Raw genomic sequence first — 19,210 nt, forward strand, 5'->3', positions numbered from 1 at the left:
CGAAAGAATGCGACCAGAGCACGAAAGCAGGCCACGTTCAAGCATTGTAGAGACGGTGCATATCCAAAATACGTGAACGACGGGCAAGGAACACCGGCCATGGCCAGTATTACATCGAACGCACCCATCAGCGCGGAAAAGACGGCAGTTTCCGTCATTCTCGCCGTCAGCTTCTGCCACATGATGAACGATATCATGCAGTCGCTGCTGACCTCGCTCTATCCGCTGCTCAAGGCGAACTACGCGCTCGATTTCGTTCAGGTCGGTCTCCTGACCTTCGCCTTCCAGGTCACGGCCTCACTGCTGCAGCCGGCAGTCGGCGTCGTCACCGACCGCTGGCCCATGCCGTTTTCGCTGCCTTCGGCCATGCTGTCGACCTGCGCAGGCCTGATCACGCTTGCCCATGCCCATGAATTCTATGTTCTCGTCATCGGCGCCTGCCTGATCGGCATCGGCTCGGCCATCTTCCATCCGGAAGCATCGCGCATCGCCCGGCTGGCCTCCGGCGGCCGCCATGGTCTGGCGCAGTCGCTGTTCCAGGTCGGCGGCAATACGGGCACGGCGATCGGGCCGTTGCTGGCCGCCTTCATCGTCGTTCCGCGCGGACAGGGCAGCCTGAGCTGGTTTTCGATCATCGCGCTGACCGGCTTTGTCGTCCTCTCCTGGGTCAGCGTCTGGTACACCCGCCATCGCCGCAGCTCGGCCGGCCGCAAGGTCGTCAGCCGCACCCTGCCCCTGCCCCGCAACCAGGTCATCTGGACGCTCATCGTTCTCGTTATCCTGACGGCGACGAAGAACGCCTATCTCTCCAGCCTGTCGAGCTATTTCACTTTCTTCACGATCGAGAAATTCGGCCTCGGCGTTCAGGATGCGCAGTTGCTGCTGTTCCTGTTCCTCGGCGCTTCGGCTGCCGGCGTGATCTTCGGCGGGCCGATCGGTGACCGTTTCGGCGCGCGCTTCGTCATCTGGTTCTCGATCCTCGGCGTTATCCCGTTCGCGTTGCTGCTGCCCTACGCCAACCTGTTCTGGACAGCGGCTCTGGTCATCCTGATCGGCTTCATCTTCTCGTCTGCGTTCTCCGCCATCGTGGTGTTCGCGCAGGAGCTTGTGCCCGGCCGCGTCGGCCTGATCGCCGGCATGTTCTTCGGCTTTGCCTTCGGCTTCGGCGGCATTGGCGCCGCGGTGCTGGGCATCTTCGCTGATCGCAACGGCATCGAATTCGTCTACACCGTCTGCTCCTACATGCCGCTGCTCGGCCTGCTGACCATCTTCCTGCCGAAGCTGCCGAGCCACCGCTGAGATGGAGAAAAGAGGGGCCGCAGCGCCCCTCATTCATCCTGCAGCCGATTGCCATGACCGGTAGAATTCATGCAGCAGGGGCAACTGTCGTGCTAAAATTCGAAAGATGTACCCAGATACCGCGTGCTATCTCCGGCCGTCATTGCGCAGGGAAATGACATCGGCCCGGCTGGACCTGCGCCCGGTTACCAATTCGATATAAGTCACCGCGTCATCGCCAATGAGATCGACCTCGGTATTGAACGCCTCCGCGACCGTGCCATCGAACCAGACACGGCGAACCTCGCGTTTTAGGCGTACCGCTGTCGTCCCGGCAGTGTCCCATTGCACGTCGACTTCAAGATAAGAAGCAGGACGGGGATCTGTCGGAAGAGCCGTCCTGTAAGTGCTCGAACCGGATGCCCAGGATCGCTGCGCAGTGCGATTGGGGACGATTTCGTTCAGGACCGGAGCGATCTCTCCATTACCCTTTCGGAAATGCACGTGCCGGAGGTCGCCCGGCTCCAACTCGCTCCACGCCTCCTCGCCGAGGTGGCGATTAAGAATGGAAGAGAGCCCGGTCCCGGTGACTCCTGAACACAGGATATTCCCGTCCAGACTGAAGATATCGACGAAATGCGGGCCTAAAATGAGCGGGCTGTCCAACACCTTATAGTTGCGCGCAACAGGATGCATGCGAAACGGAATGTTGGTGTTGATGACCTGAAGGACACCACCCTGAACGAGGGCCTCGTCCAGCATGCTGACGGTATCAAGCCAAAGAGAAGGTGAAATCGCGGATCGCTTTGCACCCGCCTTGACTGTCGGGCTCAACAATACGGAATTGCAGACGATAATATCGTAAGGGCCGTGGCGCCTAATCTGCTCTGCCGTCGAGTCGAAGATGACAGCGTCAGCACCCATGAGGCTGCGTGCCATCCGCAGGTTCAGCCAGTCAATATCACAACCGAACAGCCTGGCGTTCGGAAAGAGCGCCCGCAGGGTGGAAAGCTCTTCACCGGTAGAGCAACCGAACGACAGAATGGCCAGGTTGTCGTCCTGCTCGAAATATCGCCTCAGTACCGTCGTCTCGGTCCAGTAGCGCCCCCAAAATGTTCCGCCGTTGGTCTGCAATTGAGGCATCATGTCCGGAATATAGCTCCCATTGGAAATATTCTATTGTCCTTACACGTCCCTGCGCCCGCTTCACAATGGTTTGGTTGTAAAGAATGATTCCTACAAGGTGCGTACCACAGATCAATCGGCCCACATCGCCCTCACAGCAGAAGGATCGATGCACGCATATTTTGTATCAATGTGCAATTTTCACCCAGATAAAAATCGTCGCCTGTCAACTCCATGACGACGCCATCCCCTTGTAAGTATTCATCAAGCATTGCGCGCTAAGGTTCGTCTGGGGACTATCGGGGTGACTTTCATGCGCACAGCATTTCTTGCCGTTTCAGCCACGCTTTGCGCTTCGTTTTCCGCCGCGCCCGGGCATGCCGAGACGTTGAATCTGCTGATCTGGGAATCCTATATCGACCAGAAGATCCTCGATCGCTGGGCGGAGAAGACCGGCGTTACCGTCAACCAGATCTACTATGACAGCGGCGATGCACGCGACGAGGTGCTGTCCGACCCCAACAGCAATATCGACCTCGCCGTCGTTGGTGAGAACGGTGCCGATCTGTTCGGCAAGCGCGGCATCCTCGAGCCGCTGTCGGACAAGAATGTGCCGTCGCTCAAGGACTACAAGCCGGAATGGAATGATCGCTGTGCCGGTTATGCCATGCCCTATCTCTGGGGCACCATGGGCATCGTCTATCGATCGGACATGGTGAAGACTGCGCCCGCCTCCTGGAACGATCTGATGTCGCCGGCGCCTGAGCTGAAGAAGCACATCGCCATGTACGATGATCACAACGAGGCCTTCATCGCGCCGCTGGTCCTGCTCGGCAAGTCGATCAACGCCAACGACAACGAAACGCTGAAGGCCGCCTTCGAGCTGATGAAGAAGCAGGCGCCGTTCGTTCTCACCTATGACTACGTGATCACCTCGATCCAGAACCCAGAATCTGGCAAGAATATCTACATGGCGCTCGCCTATAGCGGCGACCAGCATGTGCTAAACGACAAGGCCGGCACGCCCGGCGTCTGGCGTTACGCCGTGCCGAAGGAAGGCACGCTCTCCTGGCTCGACTGCATGGCCGTCACATCCGCCTCGCCGCGCAAGGCGCTCGCCCTGGATCTGCTGAACCACATCGGCTCGGCGGAAAGCGCTGCCGCCAATGCCGAGAGCCTGACCATGCCGACGGCCAGCGAAGCGGCCCTGAAACTCATTCCCGCCGAGATGCGTGACAATCCGGAAATCTACACGCCGGCCGACATTCTCGCGAAAAGCCAATACCAGAAGGAACTGACCGTCCAGTCGATCCAGACCCGCCGGCGCATCATCAGCTCGATGGCGAATTTCCAGTGACGCTTGGTAAACGCGCTTTTCTGCTGATCTTCCCCGTCGTGCTGGCAGGCTATCTGCTTGCCGCATTCTCGGTCTATTTTGCGCAGGGGCATTCCGTGCTGGCGCTTGAGCGGGCGCGCCTGTCGCAGCAACTCGATCATTTCGCTGCCCTGTTCCGCAACGAAGTCGCCCAGAGCCGCGGCTTCCTCTATTCGATCCTCGAAGGCAATGCGGTGCGTCTGTTCGTGTCGGAAGCCGACGAAGCCTATCGCAACAATGCGCTGGGGCTACGGCTGCAACAGAGCATCCGTTCGCTTTCGGACGATCCGAAGAAATTCATCTCCTTCGCCATCCTCAATCCGGACATGTCGACCGGCTATTACTTCGAAAACAGCGACGACCCCTTTGCCGAAATCGGCGAGGCGCAGTTTTCGCTGGCGCGCCGGCTGACCGGTGGCAGCCAGCTCCGCGACTGGGCCTATCTTCACGACACGCAGACGCGGCCGCTGATCGTCTATTCCGAATTCATCGACCCCGTCACCTTCAGCCGCCCCCTGCCGAGCGCCAAGAAGAGCGCGCTCCTCGTCCAGGTCGCGATCGAACCGACCCAGTTTCTCGACATGCAACGCTCGCTGCAAAGCGAATATGGCACATTGGTAGAGTTCGACACCGCGCCGCTTCTGGTTGCGCGCGAAGACCTTTCCGCATCCGTGCGCCTTGCCCCGTCGCTGTTTGCCACCCTGACGGCGCCAGAAAACCGCCAGTCCGGCAATATGGGAAAGCTGAAGCTGCTTCTGGGCTTCGGTGCACTGGTGATGAGCCTTGTCTCCGTCGGGCTGCTGATCCTGCTGATCCGCCGTTTCATCACCAATCCCATCTCCGCGCTCGATCTGCAGGTGACGGCGGTGATGAACGGGACGAACGACGGCATACGGGAAACCGGAGCGGCCGGCGAAATCGGCCGATTGACAGGCAATATCAAGCAGTTGCACGATCAATCGCAACGCGCGCTGAAGCTGGTTCAGCACGCCTCTTGGACCGACACGCTGACGGGTATCAGCAATCGCGGCCATTTCAACGCGCTCGCAGCCGAGATCGTCCACGATGTGATGACCGAAGGCCGGCATTGCAGTCTGCTCTTCATTGACATCGACAACTTCAAATTCGTCAACGACAAGTATGGGCACGAAGTTGGCGATGAACTTCTGAAGACGCTTGCCACGAGAATAGAAGCGTCCGTCGCCACGATCGTCGTCCGCCGTGCCCTGCCGCCCATCGTTTTCGCCCGGCTCTCCGGCGATGAATTCGCGATCCTCCTGCAATCGACGCCGCGTGACGGGACGGTCAGGGAGACGTGCAACGCCATCCTCGGTCTTTTCTCGAATGGCTTCGAAGTGCGCGGCAAGCATTATCCGGTCACGGCCAGCATCGGCGTCGCCATCTGCCCGACGGATGCGAACAATCTGGCCGAGCTGGTCTCCAATGCCGATGCAGCGATGTACCAGGCCAAGACCAACGGCAAGAACCGGTCCTCCCGCTTCTCCCGCGCATTGCAGGACAAGCGCGACCGCGTCCGCCACATTCAGGAAGAGTTGCGCCTGGTCGATCCTGACGAGCAGTTCCACCTCGTCTACATGCCAATCGTCGATGCCGGTGGCAAGGTAACGGGCTGCGAGGCGCTGCTGCGCTGGGTTTCGCCGGTGCTCGGCAATGTGACGCCGGACGAGTTCGTGCCGATTGCTGAAAGCAATGGCTTGTTTACGAAGATCGACTGGTGGGTGATCAACCGCGCCATGTCCGAACACAATCGCCTCAAGACGCTGTTCGGACCGGATACGGTGCTCGCCATCAACATCTCCTCGGCCGAACTGCACTCCAAGTCGATCAGCGATTATTTTGTCAGTTGCGCGGAGAAACACCGCATTGACCCGCGCACGATCGAGATCGAGTTGACGGAAACCTATGCGGTCAAGCTCGGCGACCAGCTGCATCGCAACATTGAGAGCCTGCGTGAAAAGGGTTTCCGCATCTCGATCGACGATTTCGGTGCCGGCTACACCTCCGTCCAGCAGATCATCGAATACACCGCCGACACGATCAAGCTCGACCGGGCGCTGGTGGAGAACCTGACCAATGAGGAATCGCTGCCGGCGCTGAAGGCCATGATCGCGCTTTGCCACGCGCAGGACATGGCGGTGATCGGCGAAGGTGTCGATACCAATGAAAAGCTCGCCATGCTGACGGCGGCGGGCTGCGATCATTTCCAGGGCTACCTGATCAGCAAGCCGCAGACCCTGTCGGATCTCGCCATCTGGGCCTTGAAACGTACCGCCGAAATCAGCGGCCGTGACGGCGACCGCGTTCTGGTTCAGGAACGCCAGCGTCGCATTGGAACCTCCAGCCTGCTCTGAACCACCGGGAATGCGGGGTAAACTCCGGATTTCTCCTTGACCTGACGCCCCCCTCGCCTTAACCGCCTTTTCAACACGGCGGGCGCGGGAGTTGGCGATGAGAGTTCTTTTGATCGGGTCGGGCGGACGCGAACATGCGCTGGCATGGAAACTTGCCCAATCGCCGCTGCTGACGGCGCTCTATGCCGCTCCCGGCAATCCCGGCATCGCCGAAGAAGCGACGATCGTCAGCCTGAACACTGAAGACAACGACGCCGTTCTCGCCTTCTGCAAGGCCGAAGCAATCGATTTCGTCGTCGTTGGCCCGGAGGCACCGTTGGTTGCCGGTCTTGCCGATACATTGCGCGCCGGCGGCATCGCCGTTTTCGGTCCCTCTGCGGCTGCAGCCCAGCTTGAAGGCTCGAAGGGCTTCACCAAGGATATCTGTGCAAAATACAATATCCCGACCGGCGCCTATCAGCGTTTCACATCAGCCGAGCCCGCCAAGGATTATATCCGCGCACAGGGAGCGCCAATCGTCATCAAAGCCGACGGTCTGGCAGCCGGCAAGGGCGTAACCGTCGCCATGACGCTCGACGAGGCGCTCGAGGCCGTCGACAACTGTTTTTCCGGCGCCTTTGGCGATGCCGGTGCCGAGGTCGTGGTCGAGGCCTTCCTTGATGGCGAGGAAGCAAGCTTCTTCTGTCTGTGCGACGGCAAGACTGCGCTGGCTCTCGCCTCCGCGCAGGATCACAAGCGCGTCGGCGATGGCGACACCGGCCCGAATACCGGCGGCATGGGCGCCTATTCGCCGGCACCGGTGATGACGTCCGATATGGTCGAACGCACCATGCGCGAGATTATCGAGCCGACAATCGCCGGCATGGCCGATAGCGGTCATCCCTTTACCGGCGTTCTGTTTGCCGGACTGATGATCACTGCCAAGGGACCGGAACTGATCGAATACAATGTCCGCTTCGGCGATCCGGAATGCCAGGTGCTGATGATGCGGCTGAAAAGCGATCTGCTGCCGCTCCTGCATGCCGCCGCAACCGGCACGCTTGCTTCGGTGAGTGCCGAGTGGCGCGACGATGTGGCCTTGACGGTCGTGATGGCATCCAAGGGTTATCCCGGCTCGTACGAGAAGAACACGCCCATCGTCAGCCTGCCATCGGAAGGTGAGGCGACCAAGGTGTTCCACGCCGGCACCGCCCTGAAAGACGGAAAGCTGGTCGCGACCGGCGGCCGCGTGCTGAACGTGACCGCAATGGGCGGTACCGTCAGCACGGCCAAGGACACCGCTTATGCCACCTTGGACAAGGTGGTGTGGGACAACGGTTTCTGCCGCCGCGACATCGGCTGGCAGGCCGTGGCGCGCGAGAAGACCGCCTGAAGCACCGAATTTACCCGAAAAACGAAAAACTCATTCAATCTTTACCAATTCTCCTGACGGGAACGTAACGGAGAACGGATATTTTCGTCTGACGATTTCAGAGGAGAATGCCGATGCGCGCCCTGTTGTTCACATTTGTCAGCCTGGCTTCCGCCGGTGTCGCCAGCGCTTCCTCCATCGAAAACGTCACCGCAGCCCCCACCGACAAAGGCAGCGTCGCACATTTCTCCTGTCCCGATTGCACCGCGCCGGTCGTCGCCAAGAAGAACCTTTACGTCGTTCCGGAAATCGCTGAAGGTACCGAGCGGACGGAACTGAAGGAAATCAACGGCGAGATGAAGGTGGTGCGCACCGAAGCCTGGCTTGGGGGCTCGCCCGTCGTGTTCATCAGCAAGGCGCCTGAAGATGTGATCAAGGCCGCCGAGGCCAAGACGACGCCTCAGACACAGCCGGTGCAGGCTGCTGCCACCGCCGAAAAACCGGTGAAATCCGAGGCTGCGGCGACCACCACGCCGGTCATCGATACCGCTGCGAAAACCGGCGCGCTCGATACCGCATCCATGGCCAGCATGGCTTCGCTCACGCCGCAAGACAGCCGTTCACAAGAAGTTGATCTCGAAAAATTCGAACTTCGGCTAAAATAATATCGACCTCAACAGTCCCTGCCCTAACCAGTCGTGGTTTACGGCTGAATCGGGCATTCGCCTCCAGGCGAGAAATTGCGCCCTCGAGAGAAGCGGGGGCGCAATTTTTTTTGCCTGCACCTGACCGTTTCCGATCAAGACGAATATCAGCCCGCCCCGTCGATCCTCAACGACAGTTCCTCGATCTGCCTGTCCGAAAAGACCTCGATGCCATTGGCCCGAAGAAGGGCTGCGGTAACGCCCTCGCCCGAATGGCGGCTTCCTGAAAAACTGCCATCATAGATGAAACCGGAACCGCAGGATGGGCTGCCATCGATCAAGAGGGCATAGACGCAACCGGTTTCAATCGCCAATGCCAGCGCGTTCTCGGCCGCCTGCCGAAACTCCGCCGTCACATCCCGTCCGCCGCTCTCCAGAACGCGCGCATCGCCGGACAGAACCTTAGCCCCATCCTGACCCGCCTCGATTTCGGCCGGCAGTCGCGGCACCGGCATGCCCGCCGACATTTCCGGACAGATCGTCACCAACCGCCCCTCCGCACGCCATCGATCGAGCGCCGGGTGAACAAGCTGCTTGGCCTGCCCGTCATAACGGACGGCATGACCCATGAGGCAGGCGCTGACGAGGATTTTGGCGGTCATGCCGCCTCTTCGATCACTTCCACGGAAACGCGGATGCCCGCCGCACGCTGCAAATGCATAATCACATTGAACAGGTTATCTGCGCGAGGATTTCCCTTGGCGCTGAACATGCGCATCAGGCTCTTGGGGGGAATGCCGACGCTTTCGGCCAATGCTTCAAAGCCGATTGTCGCATTGATATAATCGCGCAGCACGGCCTTTCCGTCATCCAGATTACCGGACAAAAGCAAATCGAGCGCTTCGGAAAGCAAGGCGGAGCGGAAAGCATCATCGCGATCAGCACGCGCCTTGATCGTTTCGCGAAAATCCCGTGTCAGCGTCATGATCACTTCTCCGCTTTCCGTCGTTTGTAAATCAGCCATCGCGCATGGGCATCGTCCATGTCGCGCTGCTGGCGCTTCTTCGTGCCACCGCCCAGCAGGATAACCAGCACATTGCCCACTATCCCGAAATAGATCCTGTAACCGGGGCCATAATCGATCTTCAATTCCTGCAGCCCGCCGCCAACGCCTTTGACATTGGACGTATTGCCGCGCTGCAGACGATTCAGCGCGACAACGACACGGGCAGCAGCCTGAGCATCGAGATCGTTGAACCACTCCGCGAAGGGACTGGAGCCATCTACATCAAGATACTCTTTCAGCTCCGGCATCTCATGGTAACCTATATGGTACTTTTAGCAAGCTTACTCGGAATGATGCTAAAGCGCGTCGCGGTCTTTCAGACGCGCTCCCACACTTTCGCGTCTTTCTGCAGCATGTCGTTTTCGCAAAACCGCAGCACACTTTTGCGCGACATGCTCACCCCGCAATCTTCGAGAAATCCGCCACCGTTCCCGTTGCCGCGCGGATCTGGCCGAGCAGCGCGAGACGGTTGGCGCGGATGGCCGGGTCCTCGTCATTGACGAGCACATCGGCGAAGAACTGGTCGACCGGCCCGCGCAGTGTCGAGAGCGCTTCCATGGCGGAGCGGAAATCCTCACCCGCAATGGCCTTGCTGGCGTCTGACGAAGCCTGCGCCACCGCAGCGTAAAGCGCCTTTTCGGCGTCGAGCTTGAGGAGCGCCGGATCGACAGTCGCGGCGACCTGCGTGCCCTTCTTTTCCTCGGCTGCCAAGAGCTGCGTTGCGCGTTTGGTGCCTGCCAGCAGGTTCAGGCCCTCTTCCGAGGTGATGAAGGCAGTGAGCGCCTCCACGCGGCGGGCGACCATCAGCAAGTCGTCGGCTTCTGGCGTCAGCACGGCGTCGATCAGGTCATGACGGGCGCCGAGGTCACGCAGATAGACCTTGAGGCGGTCATGGAAAAAGGAGAGAAGGTCAAGATCGGAAGCCACCGTCGAGAGCGACAACCGAACCTTCCGCTCAAGCATCATGCGGATCACGCCGAGCGCCGCACGCCGCAGCGCATACGGATCCTTCGACCCCGTCGGCTTCTCGTCGATCGCCCAGAAGCCAACCAGCGTATCCAGCTTGTCCGCTAGTGCCACAGTCAAACCAACGGCATCGGCCGGCAGGCGGTCGGAGGGGCCGTTCGGCTTCCAGTGATCCTCGATCGCGGCCGCGACCGATGCATCTTCGCCCTGAAGCAGGGCATACTTGCGGCCCATGACGCCCTGCAGTTCCGGAAATTCGCCGACGGCTTCCGTGCGCAGGTCGGCCTTGGCAAGTACCACAGCCCGGTCCACCAGTGCCGCGTCCGCGCCCGTCACCTTGGCGAGTTCGGCGGCCAGCGTGCGAATGCGGGCGACGCGCTCTCCCTGCGTGCCGAGCTTGGCATGGAATGTCACGTTCAACGCGTCGAGCTTTGCCATGCGCTGGTCGAGCGGCTTTTTCAGGTCGAGGTCGAATTTCGCGGCGGAGGCTTGAAGCGTTTCGAGGTCCGGCAGGTTGCCCTGGTCGCGGGTCCAGAAATGCTTGGCGTCGGACAGGCGGGCGCGCACGACCTTGCCGTTGCCGTGGACGATTTCCTTGCCGCCGTCGATCGCCTCGATATTGGAAACGAGGATAAACTTGTTCGACAGGCCTTCCTCGCCTTGGCTGCGGGTGACGAAGCATTTCTGATTGGTCTTGATGGTCAGACGGATGATTTCGGCCGGGATCGCCAGATAATCCTCCTCGAAGGCGCCCATCAGCACCTGCGGCCATTCGACGAGGCCCGAAACCTCTTCCAGCAGGCCTTCGTCCTCGACCAGTTCCAGCCCGTTGGCAAAGGCGATGTCGCGGGCGTCATGCAGGATGATATCCTTGCGGCGCTCGCCGTCGAGCACGACCTTGGCCTTTTCCAGCTTCTCGATGTAATCGCCGAAGCGGCGAACGGTGATGGCTTCCGGCGCATGGAACCGGTGGCCATAGGTAATATTGGAAGCGACGATGCCATCGACCTCGAACGCAATGACCTGCGTTTCCTCGTTTTCCGGACCGAAGGTACAGACGATCGACTGCAGCGGCCGCACCCAGCGCAGCGAGCCGGGCCGGGCGGAAGCGGCACCCGAGCGCATCGGCTTCGGCCAAGGGAAATTGCGGATGATACCGGGCATCACGTCGGCGACGATCTCTTCGGTCGGACGGCCCGGCTTGACGGTATGGGCGACGTAGAAATCACCCTTCTTCGGATCGGAGTGAACATGCGCCTGCGAGATCGACGCAAGGCCCGCCTTGCGCAGAAAGCCCTGGATCGCCTGTTCGGGCGCGGACGTCGCCGGCCCCTTGATATCCTCGCGCACATCGGCGGAACGGGCGTTAAGCCCCCGGATATCCAGCGTCAGGCGGCGCGGCGTCCAGTATTCCCGTGCGCCCTCATAGGTCAAACCGGCCTCGACCAGCGCATCGGTCAGAAGCTTCTTCAGGTCGCCGGCAGCCTTGCGCTGCAAACGGGCCGGGATTTCCTCGGAGCGGAGTTCAAGCAGAAGATCGGGCATGGACGGAATGCTTTTCTGTGGGATCGATGGACTGCGGGGGGACTTAGCAAGCCCGGCAGTAAAAGTCATCCATTCAATGGCGAAAAGTCAGACGATGCCCCGGACTCCGCACTACCGAGTTCATTGTCCTGGGTAGCGGCATTGCGCTTTTCATAGAACGCCATGAATTCCTCGAACGGAAGCGCTTTCGCGTAGAGCCAACCCTGCCCGTACTGCACGCCGGACTGACGCAACATCCTTTCCTGTTCTGCCGTTTCAATCCCTTCGGCAACCATCTTGAGTTTCAGGCTATGGGCCATCTCGATAATGTGGGGTGTCACCACGCTCGTCACGGCATCCTGGCCGATGGCGTCGACGAATGACTTGTCGATCTTCAGCACCGTGACGGGCAAGCTTTCCAGCTGTGACAGACTGGAATATCCGGTCCCGAAATCATCGATCGCGATCACATGGCCGGCATTACCCGCTTTCTCCAGCGTGGCGCGAGCAACGTCGCCGTGTACGAATCCACGCTCCGTCACCTCCAGCCAGATTTGCTCAGGCTGCACATTCACCCCCTCAATGGCATCGTTGATGTGCGTCAGGAACTCACCGGTTTCCACGTCCTGCGGCGAAATGTTGATCGCAACGTGCATGTCGCGATGTTCAGTCAGCGCTTGCGTCATGTTCGAAATGACCTTCCGGATCATGATCGCCGTAACTTGACCGATCATGCCGTTCTGTTCGGCGAACGGTATGAAGAGATCAGGGCTTATCCACGTACCATCCGGTTTTTGCCAGCGTATCAGGGCTTCGGCGCCGATACAGCGGCCCGTCGAGAGTTCGATGATCGGCTGATAATAGGCGAGAAACTCCTGCCGACGAATTCCCGTCGCAAGCTCGCCCGCAAGCGAAAGGCGCTGTCGTGACAGCCAGACGATCAGCGCGATCAAGGCCAGCGATATTCCCACACCAATCGGGATCAGTGTCCAGAGTTCACTGCCGGTGCGCCAATCGACGACGCTCCGGCTGGAAATTGCAAACGCGACGAAATCCTTACCTCGGCGCGACGCGAATACGTTGCCGTCGTTGATGCCAGTGATTTCTTCCCGAACCAGTCGCGCGACAAGGCCTGGATCGGCTTCACCGGACACGACAATCAGCCGGCCACTCAAAGTGGCGATGCCCAGCAGCATCGGTGTGTCGCGAAGGACATCGACCAAGCGCTCACGCTTCAACAGCGCGTGATAATCTCCTTTGCTGATCACGATCATATCACTCGAGGGAACCGACAAGCCCCCGCCGTGCAGACGCAAAGCATAACCGCCCGACAAGAGGGTGGCCTCTCCGGTCAATACGGCCTCGCCGCGTGCAAGCCCCCAGCTATTGCAGATCAGGCGCCCGTTATGGGTTATGGCGATTTCTTCCACCGATAGCGTATCGGTGGTGACCTGCTGCAGGCGAACGACATCGTCGGCAGAGCAGGCCTGACGGTGTTCGGAAGCAAGAAGATTGAGTGCCGTGCGAGCGCGCGAAACGTTCAGGTCGCCACGCTGTAGCGTCCATTCGGCATAGTCGGCGAGGTGTTGCCGCTCAAGATTGAATGCGCGTTCCCGCGAAATGTAAAATGCAGCCAACAAAGGCAGCGCTCCGGCGCAAATCGCCAGTCCAAACGCAATTGCCAGAATGTTTTTTCGCCGCAAGCAGGCTTCCTCGAAAAGGGGTGGTGCAATTGGCGAAATTTACACGCTTTCGAGTTGTCAGGAAATTACAAATACCCTCAAAACGAGATGAATCGTCAAAAAAATCACAATACCAAGGAGCAGCAAGAATCGTTGTCTACCGAAAGCGCGCGCCCTGAGTTTCCAGGCTGGATATGATCCTACCAGCCTCCGCCGCCACCACCACCACCACCGCCGCCGGAAAAGCCGCCACCGGACGAGAACCCCGAGGATGAACTCTTGGGCGGTGGCGGCAGCGAGGATGTCATGGTATTGGCCATCGAGCCGGCAAAGCCGCCCATATGATCGCCGAAAGAGCCCGAATGGAAGGCTTGGCCCGAATACCAGGACGGCTGGTATGCGGCCGCAGCGGCAGCGCCCGCCGCCGCTGCAAGCAGCCAGCGATCAAAGGTGTCCGCCCAGGGCTTTTCGACGCCGAGCGCAACGGCATAGGGCAGCAGTTTTTCGAAATGCTGCGGCGACATTTCCGGCGCTCCGGCCATGTTCATCCGCTCCTTTTCGGCCAGTGTCAGATATTGGCGCAACCCGTCGATGCCATCCATCATCTTGGAGCCGAGCGGTGTCGGCGCACCCATCAGGTAGAAGAACAGGATATTGACCAGCACGATACCGCCAATACCCAAAAGCAGCGGCACCTGATGGCTGGACAGGGCCGTGCTGATGACGGCCGCCAGCGCGCTGAGGGCGGCGGCGATCAGGAAGAAGCCGAAGAAGGTGACGACAATGATCGCACCGATCCGGGCAAACAGGCTGCCGCGACGTCTCAGCAGCTTTGCCAGACTGACAGACAGAAGCGAAATGAAGACGGAAGCCAACACCGGCAACAGGACCAGCAGGACCGTGCTCTCGTTGAGAATGCCGGCGACGAAAACTGCCACGACGAACAGCGCCGACAGGGCGATGCCGCCAACCACATAGGCCGTATTGGCGTGGTAATACTTGTTGCGGTGTTCCTTTTCCATGGCGCCGCGGAAGTCCATGCCGACGCGCTGTACGGTCGGCCCGTTCTCCCGGTTGATCGTCAATTTCCCGCCGCGACTCTGGACTGCGGACAAAAGCGCGGCCTCGCCTGTTGGCAGTGATGTTGGCTGGGTCTTCGCCGTCCTGGTAATGACGAGGGAGTTTTTCAAATCCTCCAGCACCACATAGCCCTGGACCGCCAGGTTGAGCGCCGCCGCCGACAGGGCCGTCCATCCCTCTCCGGAAAAGCCCTTGTTATCAATATAGTTCACCAGTGCCGGCGAAATGCCGTCGGGCGCATCCCAGCGCGGCACGACGACACCGCGCGCCGGATCGCGGCCGACCTTCAGCCACATGCGCGAATAATAGAGCGCCGCGACCGCGAAGCCGGTGATCGCCAGGATAGGCGGCAGGTTGTCCTGCAGCCACCAACTGCGTTGCTGGGAAACAGAGGGCGGATCGATGCTGCCCTTCGGCATCTTGACGGCGATGGTCAGCCCCTCATAGGCACCAAGCGGGCTTGTGGTGAGAAAGACCAGTTGCGAGCCCATTTCGGTAAAGCGGGCGTTCTTCTCCTTCGAGCCCTGCCCGCCGGTAAACACAGCCATCTCCTCGGCTTTTACGCCCGGCGGCAGCGTGACGGTGGCCGAGGCCTGCTCGATCGGAAACACCCAGCCATTGCCGGTGACATTCCAGTAAAGCTCGTCATGATCGTCGAAATAACGGATCTGGCGGCCGGTCTCGTAGGTGATCCGGAACGTATGTTCGCCGTCGGGCAGGAAGACATCCTTGTCGCCGGTATAGATACGGATGCCGCCGTCGATGCTTTCGGTATGATAGGGCTCCGAGACGCCGTCACGCTCGACGGACACGAGGTTGAAATCGACCCGGACGGTGCGGCCGCTGTCATCGACGAATGTCATCGGAAAGTCGCGGTAGATGCCGCGCTTGATCTGGTTGCCCTCAACATTGGCCGTGATGGTTTCGCTGACCGTCAGCAGGCCGTTTTTCGCCATCATGATCGCGGATTGATAGGTCTTGATGACCTCCTCTGCCCGCGCGGTGACCGCCAGCAGGAGGAAGAGATGGAGGAAACCGAGTATCGTTGCCAGGCGTTTCATGCGGTGGTCCCCTCCCCGGTCTTCCGTGATGCTGTTGCTTAAGGCCGGTCGCCTGTGAAGGCGACGCCGAGCGAGGCGAGTTCATCCCAATAGCGCGGATAGGTCTTGGCGACGCAACCGGGATCGAGAATGGTAATGCCGTTGATCTTCAGGCCCGCCAGCGCAAAGCTCATGGCAATGCGGTGATCGGCGAAGGTGTCGATATCGGCCGGCAGCGTCTGGCCCGCCAGCGCCGGATCGGAGGCAACCAGCAGGTCATCGCCTTCTTCAACGGCGAGACCCGGACGGATATTCGTGAGGCCCGTCGAAAGTGCGCGGATTCGGTCGCATTCCTTGACGCGCAGGTTTTCGATGCCAACGAAGCGCACCGGCGTTTCGTTGAAGGCGGCGAGAACCGCGAGCGTCGGGATGGCATCCTGCATCTGCGAGCCGTCGATGACGGCAGGCATGTGCGGGAAGCTGGCGATCACTTCATGCGCCTTGGCGTCCGGCTGCGAAAACGCTTCCGCCGCGACACCGAGATCGATCTTGCCTCCGGTCAGCATTTCGGCCGCCCAGAGATAGGTGGCGGCAGATGCGTCCGGCTCGATGAGATAGTCTGTCGCCGTATAGCCGGTCGGCGCGACCTGCCAGACCGAGGGGCTTGCCTGTGTGACCTCGGCGCCGAAGGCGCGCATGGCGGCAACCGTCAGGTCGATATAACCGCGTGCACCGATTTCCTCGCCCGCCAGTTCGATATTGACCGGAAGCGAGCCGCCGGCCGCCGCCATCAAAAGGGCCGAGACATACTGGCTGGAAAGGCCGGCATCAATCGTGACGTGGTCGCTCGCGAAATCACCGGTGCCGGCAACCGTGACCGGCGGGCAACCCGTCGCAGCCTCGACCGAAACGCCAAGCGAACGCAGAGCCGTGACCAGCGGCGCGATCGGCCGCTTGCGCATATGCTGGTCGCCATCGACGACCACGGTGCCATCGACCAGAGCCGCGGCCGCCGTCAGGAAGCGTGTCGCCGTGCCGGCATTGCCGAGAAACAAAGGCTTGTCGGCCGGCAGCAGCTTGCCCGTGCCGGTGACCACGAAGGTCGTATCATCGGGCTCGGAAATCTTCACGCCCATCGCACGCAGCGCTTCCGCCATATAGCGCGTGTCATCGCTCTTCAAGGCGCCGGTCAGACGGCTCGTGCCCTTGGCAAGGCCTGCAAGAAGAAGCGCCCGGTTGGTGATCGACTTCGACCCCGGCGGGCTGACGCGACCTTTCAGCGGATGTCCTGGCGGCAGGATGGTCAGTTTCTGGTCTGCGTTGCTTTTGCTCATGTCTCTTTATGCCTTCCGCACGGCCTGAAGACGGGCCGCGAACTCCTGTCGATGGTGGAAAGTCGTCTACGACGGAAAGCCGTTTCGGGCTAGATCAAAACTTCACCACTGGCACCGCACGATCGGCCTCGTTGGTGATTTCGAAATAGGCGGCCTTGGTGAAACCGAAGGGGCCAGCGACGAGATTGGAGGGGAAGCTTTCGACCTTGACGTTGAGGTCACGGGCGGCGCCATTGTAATAGCGGCGCGACATCTGCACTTCGTTTTCGATCTCTTCCAGCGACTGCTGCAACTCGGAGAAATTCTGGTTGGCCTTGAGGTTCGGATAGGCTTCCGCCAGCGCGAAAACCTTTCCGAGCGCCTGGCTCAGCATGCCTTCAGCCGCAGCACGCCCCGCCACGTCCCCCGCCGGCACGGCTTGAGCCCGGTTTCGCAGCGAGACAATTTCCTCCAGCGTGCCCTTTTCGTGGGCGGCGTAGCCCTTGACGGTCTCGATCAGGTTCGGGATCAGGTCGGCGCGGCGCTTCAGCTGGACGTCGATGCCGGACCATGCCTCCTCCTTCACCTGCCGCGCCTTGACCAGGCCGTTATAGACGAAGATCAGATAGAGGATCACGACTGCGGCAACGCCCAAGGCAATCATCGGTTTTCCTTCCGGGAATATGTGTTTTCACAAAGCTTAAAGTGCACTCGCCGCCGTTGAAAGCCAATTCTAAGAGGCGCAATCACTCCCCGTTCTTTTCCGATAACAAGCCGTCTTTCCCTGTTCCGCGGGGAACCGCGGGAAAATGCCGTTTCGCCGATAGTGGGCTCATCGAATAACGCCCAACACAAAGAACCGGCCACCATGAAAACGCTCGCAACCCTCATCAACATTATCGCCTTCACGGCCTTGTTCTTTGCCTATTCGAGCGTTGGCACCACGGAAAAGCCGACCGGCGTTCGCCGCGCCCTGCAGACCTATGCCGGCCAGCTGCCGACCGGCACCTACCCGACCCTGAAGCCGGTTTGGCAGATCGGCGTCGATGCCAGCGATCTGATCTGATTTGCATGAAAGATAAAGGCGGCGCGTGCAATACCACCTGATCCGAAGCCTTAACGCCGCGTGGCGCTTGGCCGGTGCATTGGCGTTTCGTGCATTTCCATAATCTGACCGAAACACACCACCGCCACCCGCTGCTCCGTCGTCTTGGCGATATACATGTATTCGTCGGCCCGCTTGATGAATGAGGCCGGCGTATCGTCCGGGCGCAGGAAGGTAACGCCGACGGCAGCGCCGGTGTAGGTCACATGACCTTCGATCGGGATCGGCTTGAACACACGCTCCATCGCATCCTGCAGGTTCTGCTGGATATCACCGGCCAATTTCAGATCGACATCAAGCAGAACGACAAATTCGTCGCCACCGACACGTGCGATGAAATCCGTGGCGCGAAAGCTTTCGCGCAGGCGGCTGGCGATGGTTCTGAGCACCTCGTCGCCGGCGGCATGACCCAGGGTGTCATTGACCGCCTTGAAGCCGTTGAGATCGATGAAGGCGAGCGCCAGCTTGCGATCGTTCAACATGCTGCGCGCGACGGATTCGGTGACGACCTCGTCGAAACAGGCCCGGTTCGGAAGGCCGGACAGGGCATCGGTGCGCGCCGAAGCCTTCAGGGCGTTCTCGATTTCGCGCTGCTGGCGCACGCGGGCCGAGACATCGACGATCACCTCGACATCGAAGGAGACGCCGTCGACCACGGTGCGCTGCGCGGAGATGAGCGTCGGGATGATCGTGCCGTCGGCATAGGTGATGTCGACTTCTTCCAGTTCGTAGGAGCCCTCTTCCGCCAGCATGCGATGGCGGCGGTCGCGCGCCGGATTATCGATCGCGGCTCCTTCCGAGGTCAGTTTCTTGCCGCGGATATTTTCCCATTTCAGGCCGGTCAGCTTCAGATAGGCATCGTTGACCTTGGCATAGCTCGATGTCTTCGTGTCGCTCGTGGTGATCGACATCGCAATCGGCGCATGCTCGAACATGCGCATCAGCATCGAGGCCAAGACTTCCGGCGGGAGGATATCCTCGTCTTCCATTGTGCATCCTGATTATTCGCGTGCCGCCACCCTAAAGCAAAACCTTTAAGAGGTTGCTGAGACTAAAAGGGTATCCATGGTTCGATCTTGCGCGCGGATCGTGTACATCACGCGCGAAACAAGTGACAGGTTGTTGTTTTCACGCAGTATAAGGCAATGGCATATTTCTTCGCCTAGTTATAACTCGGGATTGCGACAATCCCTGTTGGGCGTATTCTTCACCCATGTTTTCCGCGTAGCACGGACATTGTGATTCCGTGCATTCTGGCCATGAAGGCCGCTCCGAAACCTTACGGCGCG

General features: G+C 60.1%; 16 protein-coding genes. 6 read left to right on the forward strand and 10 right to left on the reverse strand.

Translation table 11 applies throughout. The features are described 5' to 3' along the window. The first annotated feature begins 99 nt into the window (after nt 1-99). Nucleotides 100-1,299, forward strand: coding sequence for an MFS transporter (locus ASG68_RS01320; protein ID WP_062575874.1), 1,200 nt, complete (start codon nt 100-102; stop codon nt 1,297-1,299). A gap of 126 nt (nt 1,300-1,425) precedes the next feature. Here ASG68_RS01320 and ASG68_RS01325 read toward each other — a convergent pair whose 3' ends face one another. Continuing rightward, nucleotides 1,426-2,424: a hypothetical protein gene (locus ASG68_RS01325; RefSeq protein ID WP_062575873.1), complete on the reverse strand. Its 999-nt coding sequence runs from the start codon at nt 2,422-2,424 to the stop codon at nt 1,426-1,428. Between the two features lie 292 nt (nt 2,425-2,716). On the opposite strand from ASG68_RS01325, the gene ASG68_RS01330 reads away from it, so the two are divergent. The 4 genes from ASG68_RS01330 (at nt 2,717) to ASG68_RS01345 (ending at nt 8,166) form a co-directional block, all read left to right on the forward strand. Further along, nucleotides 2,717-3,760 carry a spermidine/putrescine ABC transporter substrate-binding protein gene (locus ASG68_RS01330; RefSeq protein ID WP_062575872.1) on the forward strand — a complete coding sequence of 348 codons (1,044 nt, stop codon included), beginning with the start codon at nt 2,717-2,719 and terminating at the stop codon, nt 3,758-3,760. Beyond that, the gene (locus ASG68_RS01335) at nt 3,757-6,150 is read left to right on the forward strand and encodes a putative bifunctional diguanylate cyclase/phosphodiesterase (RefSeq protein ID WP_062575871.1); all 2,394 of its coding nucleotides are present in this window, start codon (nt 3,757-3,759) and stop codon (nt 6,148-6,150) included. The genes ASG68_RS01330 and ASG68_RS01335 overlap by 4 nt, the downstream gene beginning before the upstream one ends. A 97-nt stretch (nt 6,151-6,247) precedes the next feature. Further along, a complete protein-coding gene (gene purD / locus ASG68_RS01340) occupies nt 6,248-7,522 on the forward strand; it encodes a phosphoribosylamine--glycine ligase (protein WP_062575870.1) in 1,275 nt (424 codons plus the stop codon). 113 nt (nt 7,523-7,635) lie between these two features. After that, the gene (locus tag ASG68_RS01345; protein ID WP_062575869.1) at nt 7,636-8,166 is read left to right on the forward strand and encodes a plant virulence effector HPE1-like domain-containing protein; all 531 of its coding nucleotides are present in this window, start codon (nt 7,636-7,638) and stop codon (nt 8,164-8,166) included. 146 nt (nt 8,167-8,312) lie between these two features. Here the strand turns inward: ASG68_RS01345 and ASG68_RS01350 are convergent, their stop codons facing one another. The 8 genes from ASG68_RS01350 to ASG68_RS01385 form a co-directional block, all read right to left on the reverse strand. After that, nucleotides 8,313-8,807, reverse strand: a complete 495-nt coding sequence (locus ASG68_RS01350) for a DUF523 domain-containing protein (RefSeq protein WP_062575868.1) — start codon at nt 8,805-8,807, stop codon at nt 8,313-8,315. Beyond that, nucleotides 8,804-9,130, reverse strand: coding sequence for a DNA-binding protein (locus ASG68_RS01355; RefSeq protein WP_062575867.1), 327 nt, complete (start codon nt 9,128-9,130; stop codon nt 8,804-8,806). The genes ASG68_RS01350 and ASG68_RS01355 overlap by 4 nt, the downstream gene beginning before the upstream one ends. A 2-nt stretch (nt 9,131-9,132) precedes the next feature. Continuing rightward, a complete protein-coding gene (locus ASG68_RS01360; protein ID WP_062575866.1) occupies nt 9,133-9,459 on the reverse strand; it encodes a type II toxin-antitoxin system RelE/ParE family toxin in 327 nt (108 codons plus the stop codon). 148 nt (nt 9,460-9,607) lie between these two features. Next, on the reverse strand, nt 9,608-11,722 hold the full coding sequence (gene glyS, locus ASG68_RS01365; protein WP_062575865.1) for a glycine--tRNA ligase subunit beta: 2,115 nt from the start codon (nt 11,720-11,722) through the stop codon (nt 9,608-9,610). 65 nt (nt 11,723-11,787) lie between these two features. Then, on the reverse strand, nt 11,788-13,404 hold the full coding sequence (locus tag ASG68_RS01370) for an EAL domain-containing protein (RefSeq protein ID WP_062575864.1): 1,617 nt from the start codon (nt 13,402-13,404) through the stop codon (nt 11,788-11,790). Between the two features lie 179 nt (nt 13,405-13,583). Continuing rightward, nucleotides 13,584-15,524, reverse strand: coding sequence for a DUF2207 domain-containing protein (locus tag ASG68_RS01375; RefSeq protein ID WP_062575863.1), 1,941 nt, complete (start codon nt 15,522-15,524; stop codon nt 13,584-13,586). Between the two features lie 38 nt (nt 15,525-15,562). Next, entirely contained in the window at nt 15,563-16,837 is a 1,275-nt protein-coding gene (locus ASG68_RS01380; RefSeq protein WP_062575862.1) for a 3-phosphoshikimate 1-carboxyvinyltransferase, read from the reverse strand. A gap of 94 nt (nt 16,838-16,931) precedes the next feature. Next, nucleotides 16,932-17,480 (reverse strand): LemA family protein, encoded by a 549-nt coding sequence (locus tag ASG68_RS01385; RefSeq protein ID WP_062575861.1) that lies wholly within the window; start codon nt 17,478-17,480, stop codon nt 16,932-16,934. A 204-nt stretch (nt 17,481-17,684) separates the two neighbouring features. On the opposite strand from ASG68_RS01385, the gene ASG68_RS01390 reads away from it, so the two are divergent. Continuing rightward, nucleotides 17,685-17,882, forward strand: a complete 198-nt coding sequence (locus ASG68_RS01390; RefSeq protein WP_062576554.1) for a hypothetical protein — start codon at nt 17,685-17,687, stop codon at nt 17,880-17,882. 50 nt (nt 17,883-17,932) lie between these two features. On the opposite strand, the gene ASG68_RS01395 is transcribed toward ASG68_RS01390, so the two are convergent. Continuing rightward, entirely contained in the window at nt 17,933-18,910 is a 978-nt protein-coding gene (locus ASG68_RS01395; RefSeq protein ID WP_244484072.1) for a sensor domain-containing diguanylate cyclase, read from the reverse strand. Nucleotides 18,911-19,210: the final 300 nt, after the last annotated feature.

It is taken from the genome of Rhizobium sp. Leaf453 (genome assembly GCF_001425605.1).
GTDB lineage: Bacteria > Pseudomonadota > Alphaproteobacteria > Rhizobiales > Rhizobiaceae > Pararhizobium.

Bases quoted from the DNA above. Each gene is read 5' to 3' on its own strand.
- glyS (WP_062575865.1), bottom strand. From the start codon at position 11,722: ATGCCCGATCTTCTGCTTGAACTCCGCTCCGAGGAAATCCCGGCCCGT.
- ASG68_RS01360 (WP_062575866.1), bottom strand. From the start codon at position 9,459: ATGCCGGAGCTGAAAGAGTATCTTGATGTAGATGGCTCCAGTCCCTTC.
- ASG68_RS01350 (WP_062575868.1), bottom strand. From the start codon at position 8,807: ATGACCGCCAAAATCCTCGTCAGCGCCTGCCTCATGGGTCATGCCGTC.
- ASG68_RS01385 (WP_062575861.1), bottom strand. From the start codon at position 17,480: ATGATTGCCTTGGGCGTTGCCGCAGTCGTGATCCTCTATCTGATCTTC.
- ASG68_RS01320 (WP_062575874.1), top strand. From the start codon at position 100: ATGGCCAGTATTACATCGAACGCACCCATCAGCGCGGAAAAGACGGCA.
- ASG68_RS01380 (WP_062575862.1), bottom strand. From the start codon at position 16,837: ATGAGCAAAAGCAACGCAGACCAGAAACTGACCATCCTGCCGCCAGGA.
- ASG68_RS01345 (WP_062575869.1), top strand. From the start codon at position 7,636: ATGCGCGCCCTGTTGTTCACATTTGTCAGCCTGGCTTCCGCCGGTGTC.
- ASG68_RS01325 (WP_062575873.1), bottom strand. From the start codon at position 2,424: ATGATGCCTCAATTGCAGACCAACGGCGGAACATTTTGGGGGCGCTAC.
- ASG68_RS01390 (WP_062576554.1), top strand. From the start codon at position 17,685: ATGAAAACGCTCGCAACCCTCATCAACATTATCGCCTTCACGGCCTTG.
- ASG68_RS01330 (WP_062575872.1), top strand. From the start codon at position 2,717: ATGCGCACAGCATTTCTTGCCGTTTCAGCCACGCTTTGCGCTTCGTTT.
- ASG68_RS01395 (WP_244484072.1), bottom strand. From the start codon at position 18,910: ATGGAAGACGAGGATATCCTCCCGCCGGAAGTCTTGGCCTCGATGCTG.
- ASG68_RS01375 (WP_062575863.1), bottom strand. From the start codon at position 15,524: ATGAAACGCCTGGCAACGATACTCGGTTTCCTCCATCTCTTCCTCCTG.
- ASG68_RS01355 (WP_062575867.1), bottom strand. From the start codon at position 9,130: ATGACGCTGACACGGGATTTTCGCGAAACGATCAAGGCGCGTGCTGAT.
- purD (WP_062575870.1), top strand. From the start codon at position 6,248: ATGAGAGTTCTTTTGATCGGGTCGGGCGGACGCGAACATGCGCTGGCA.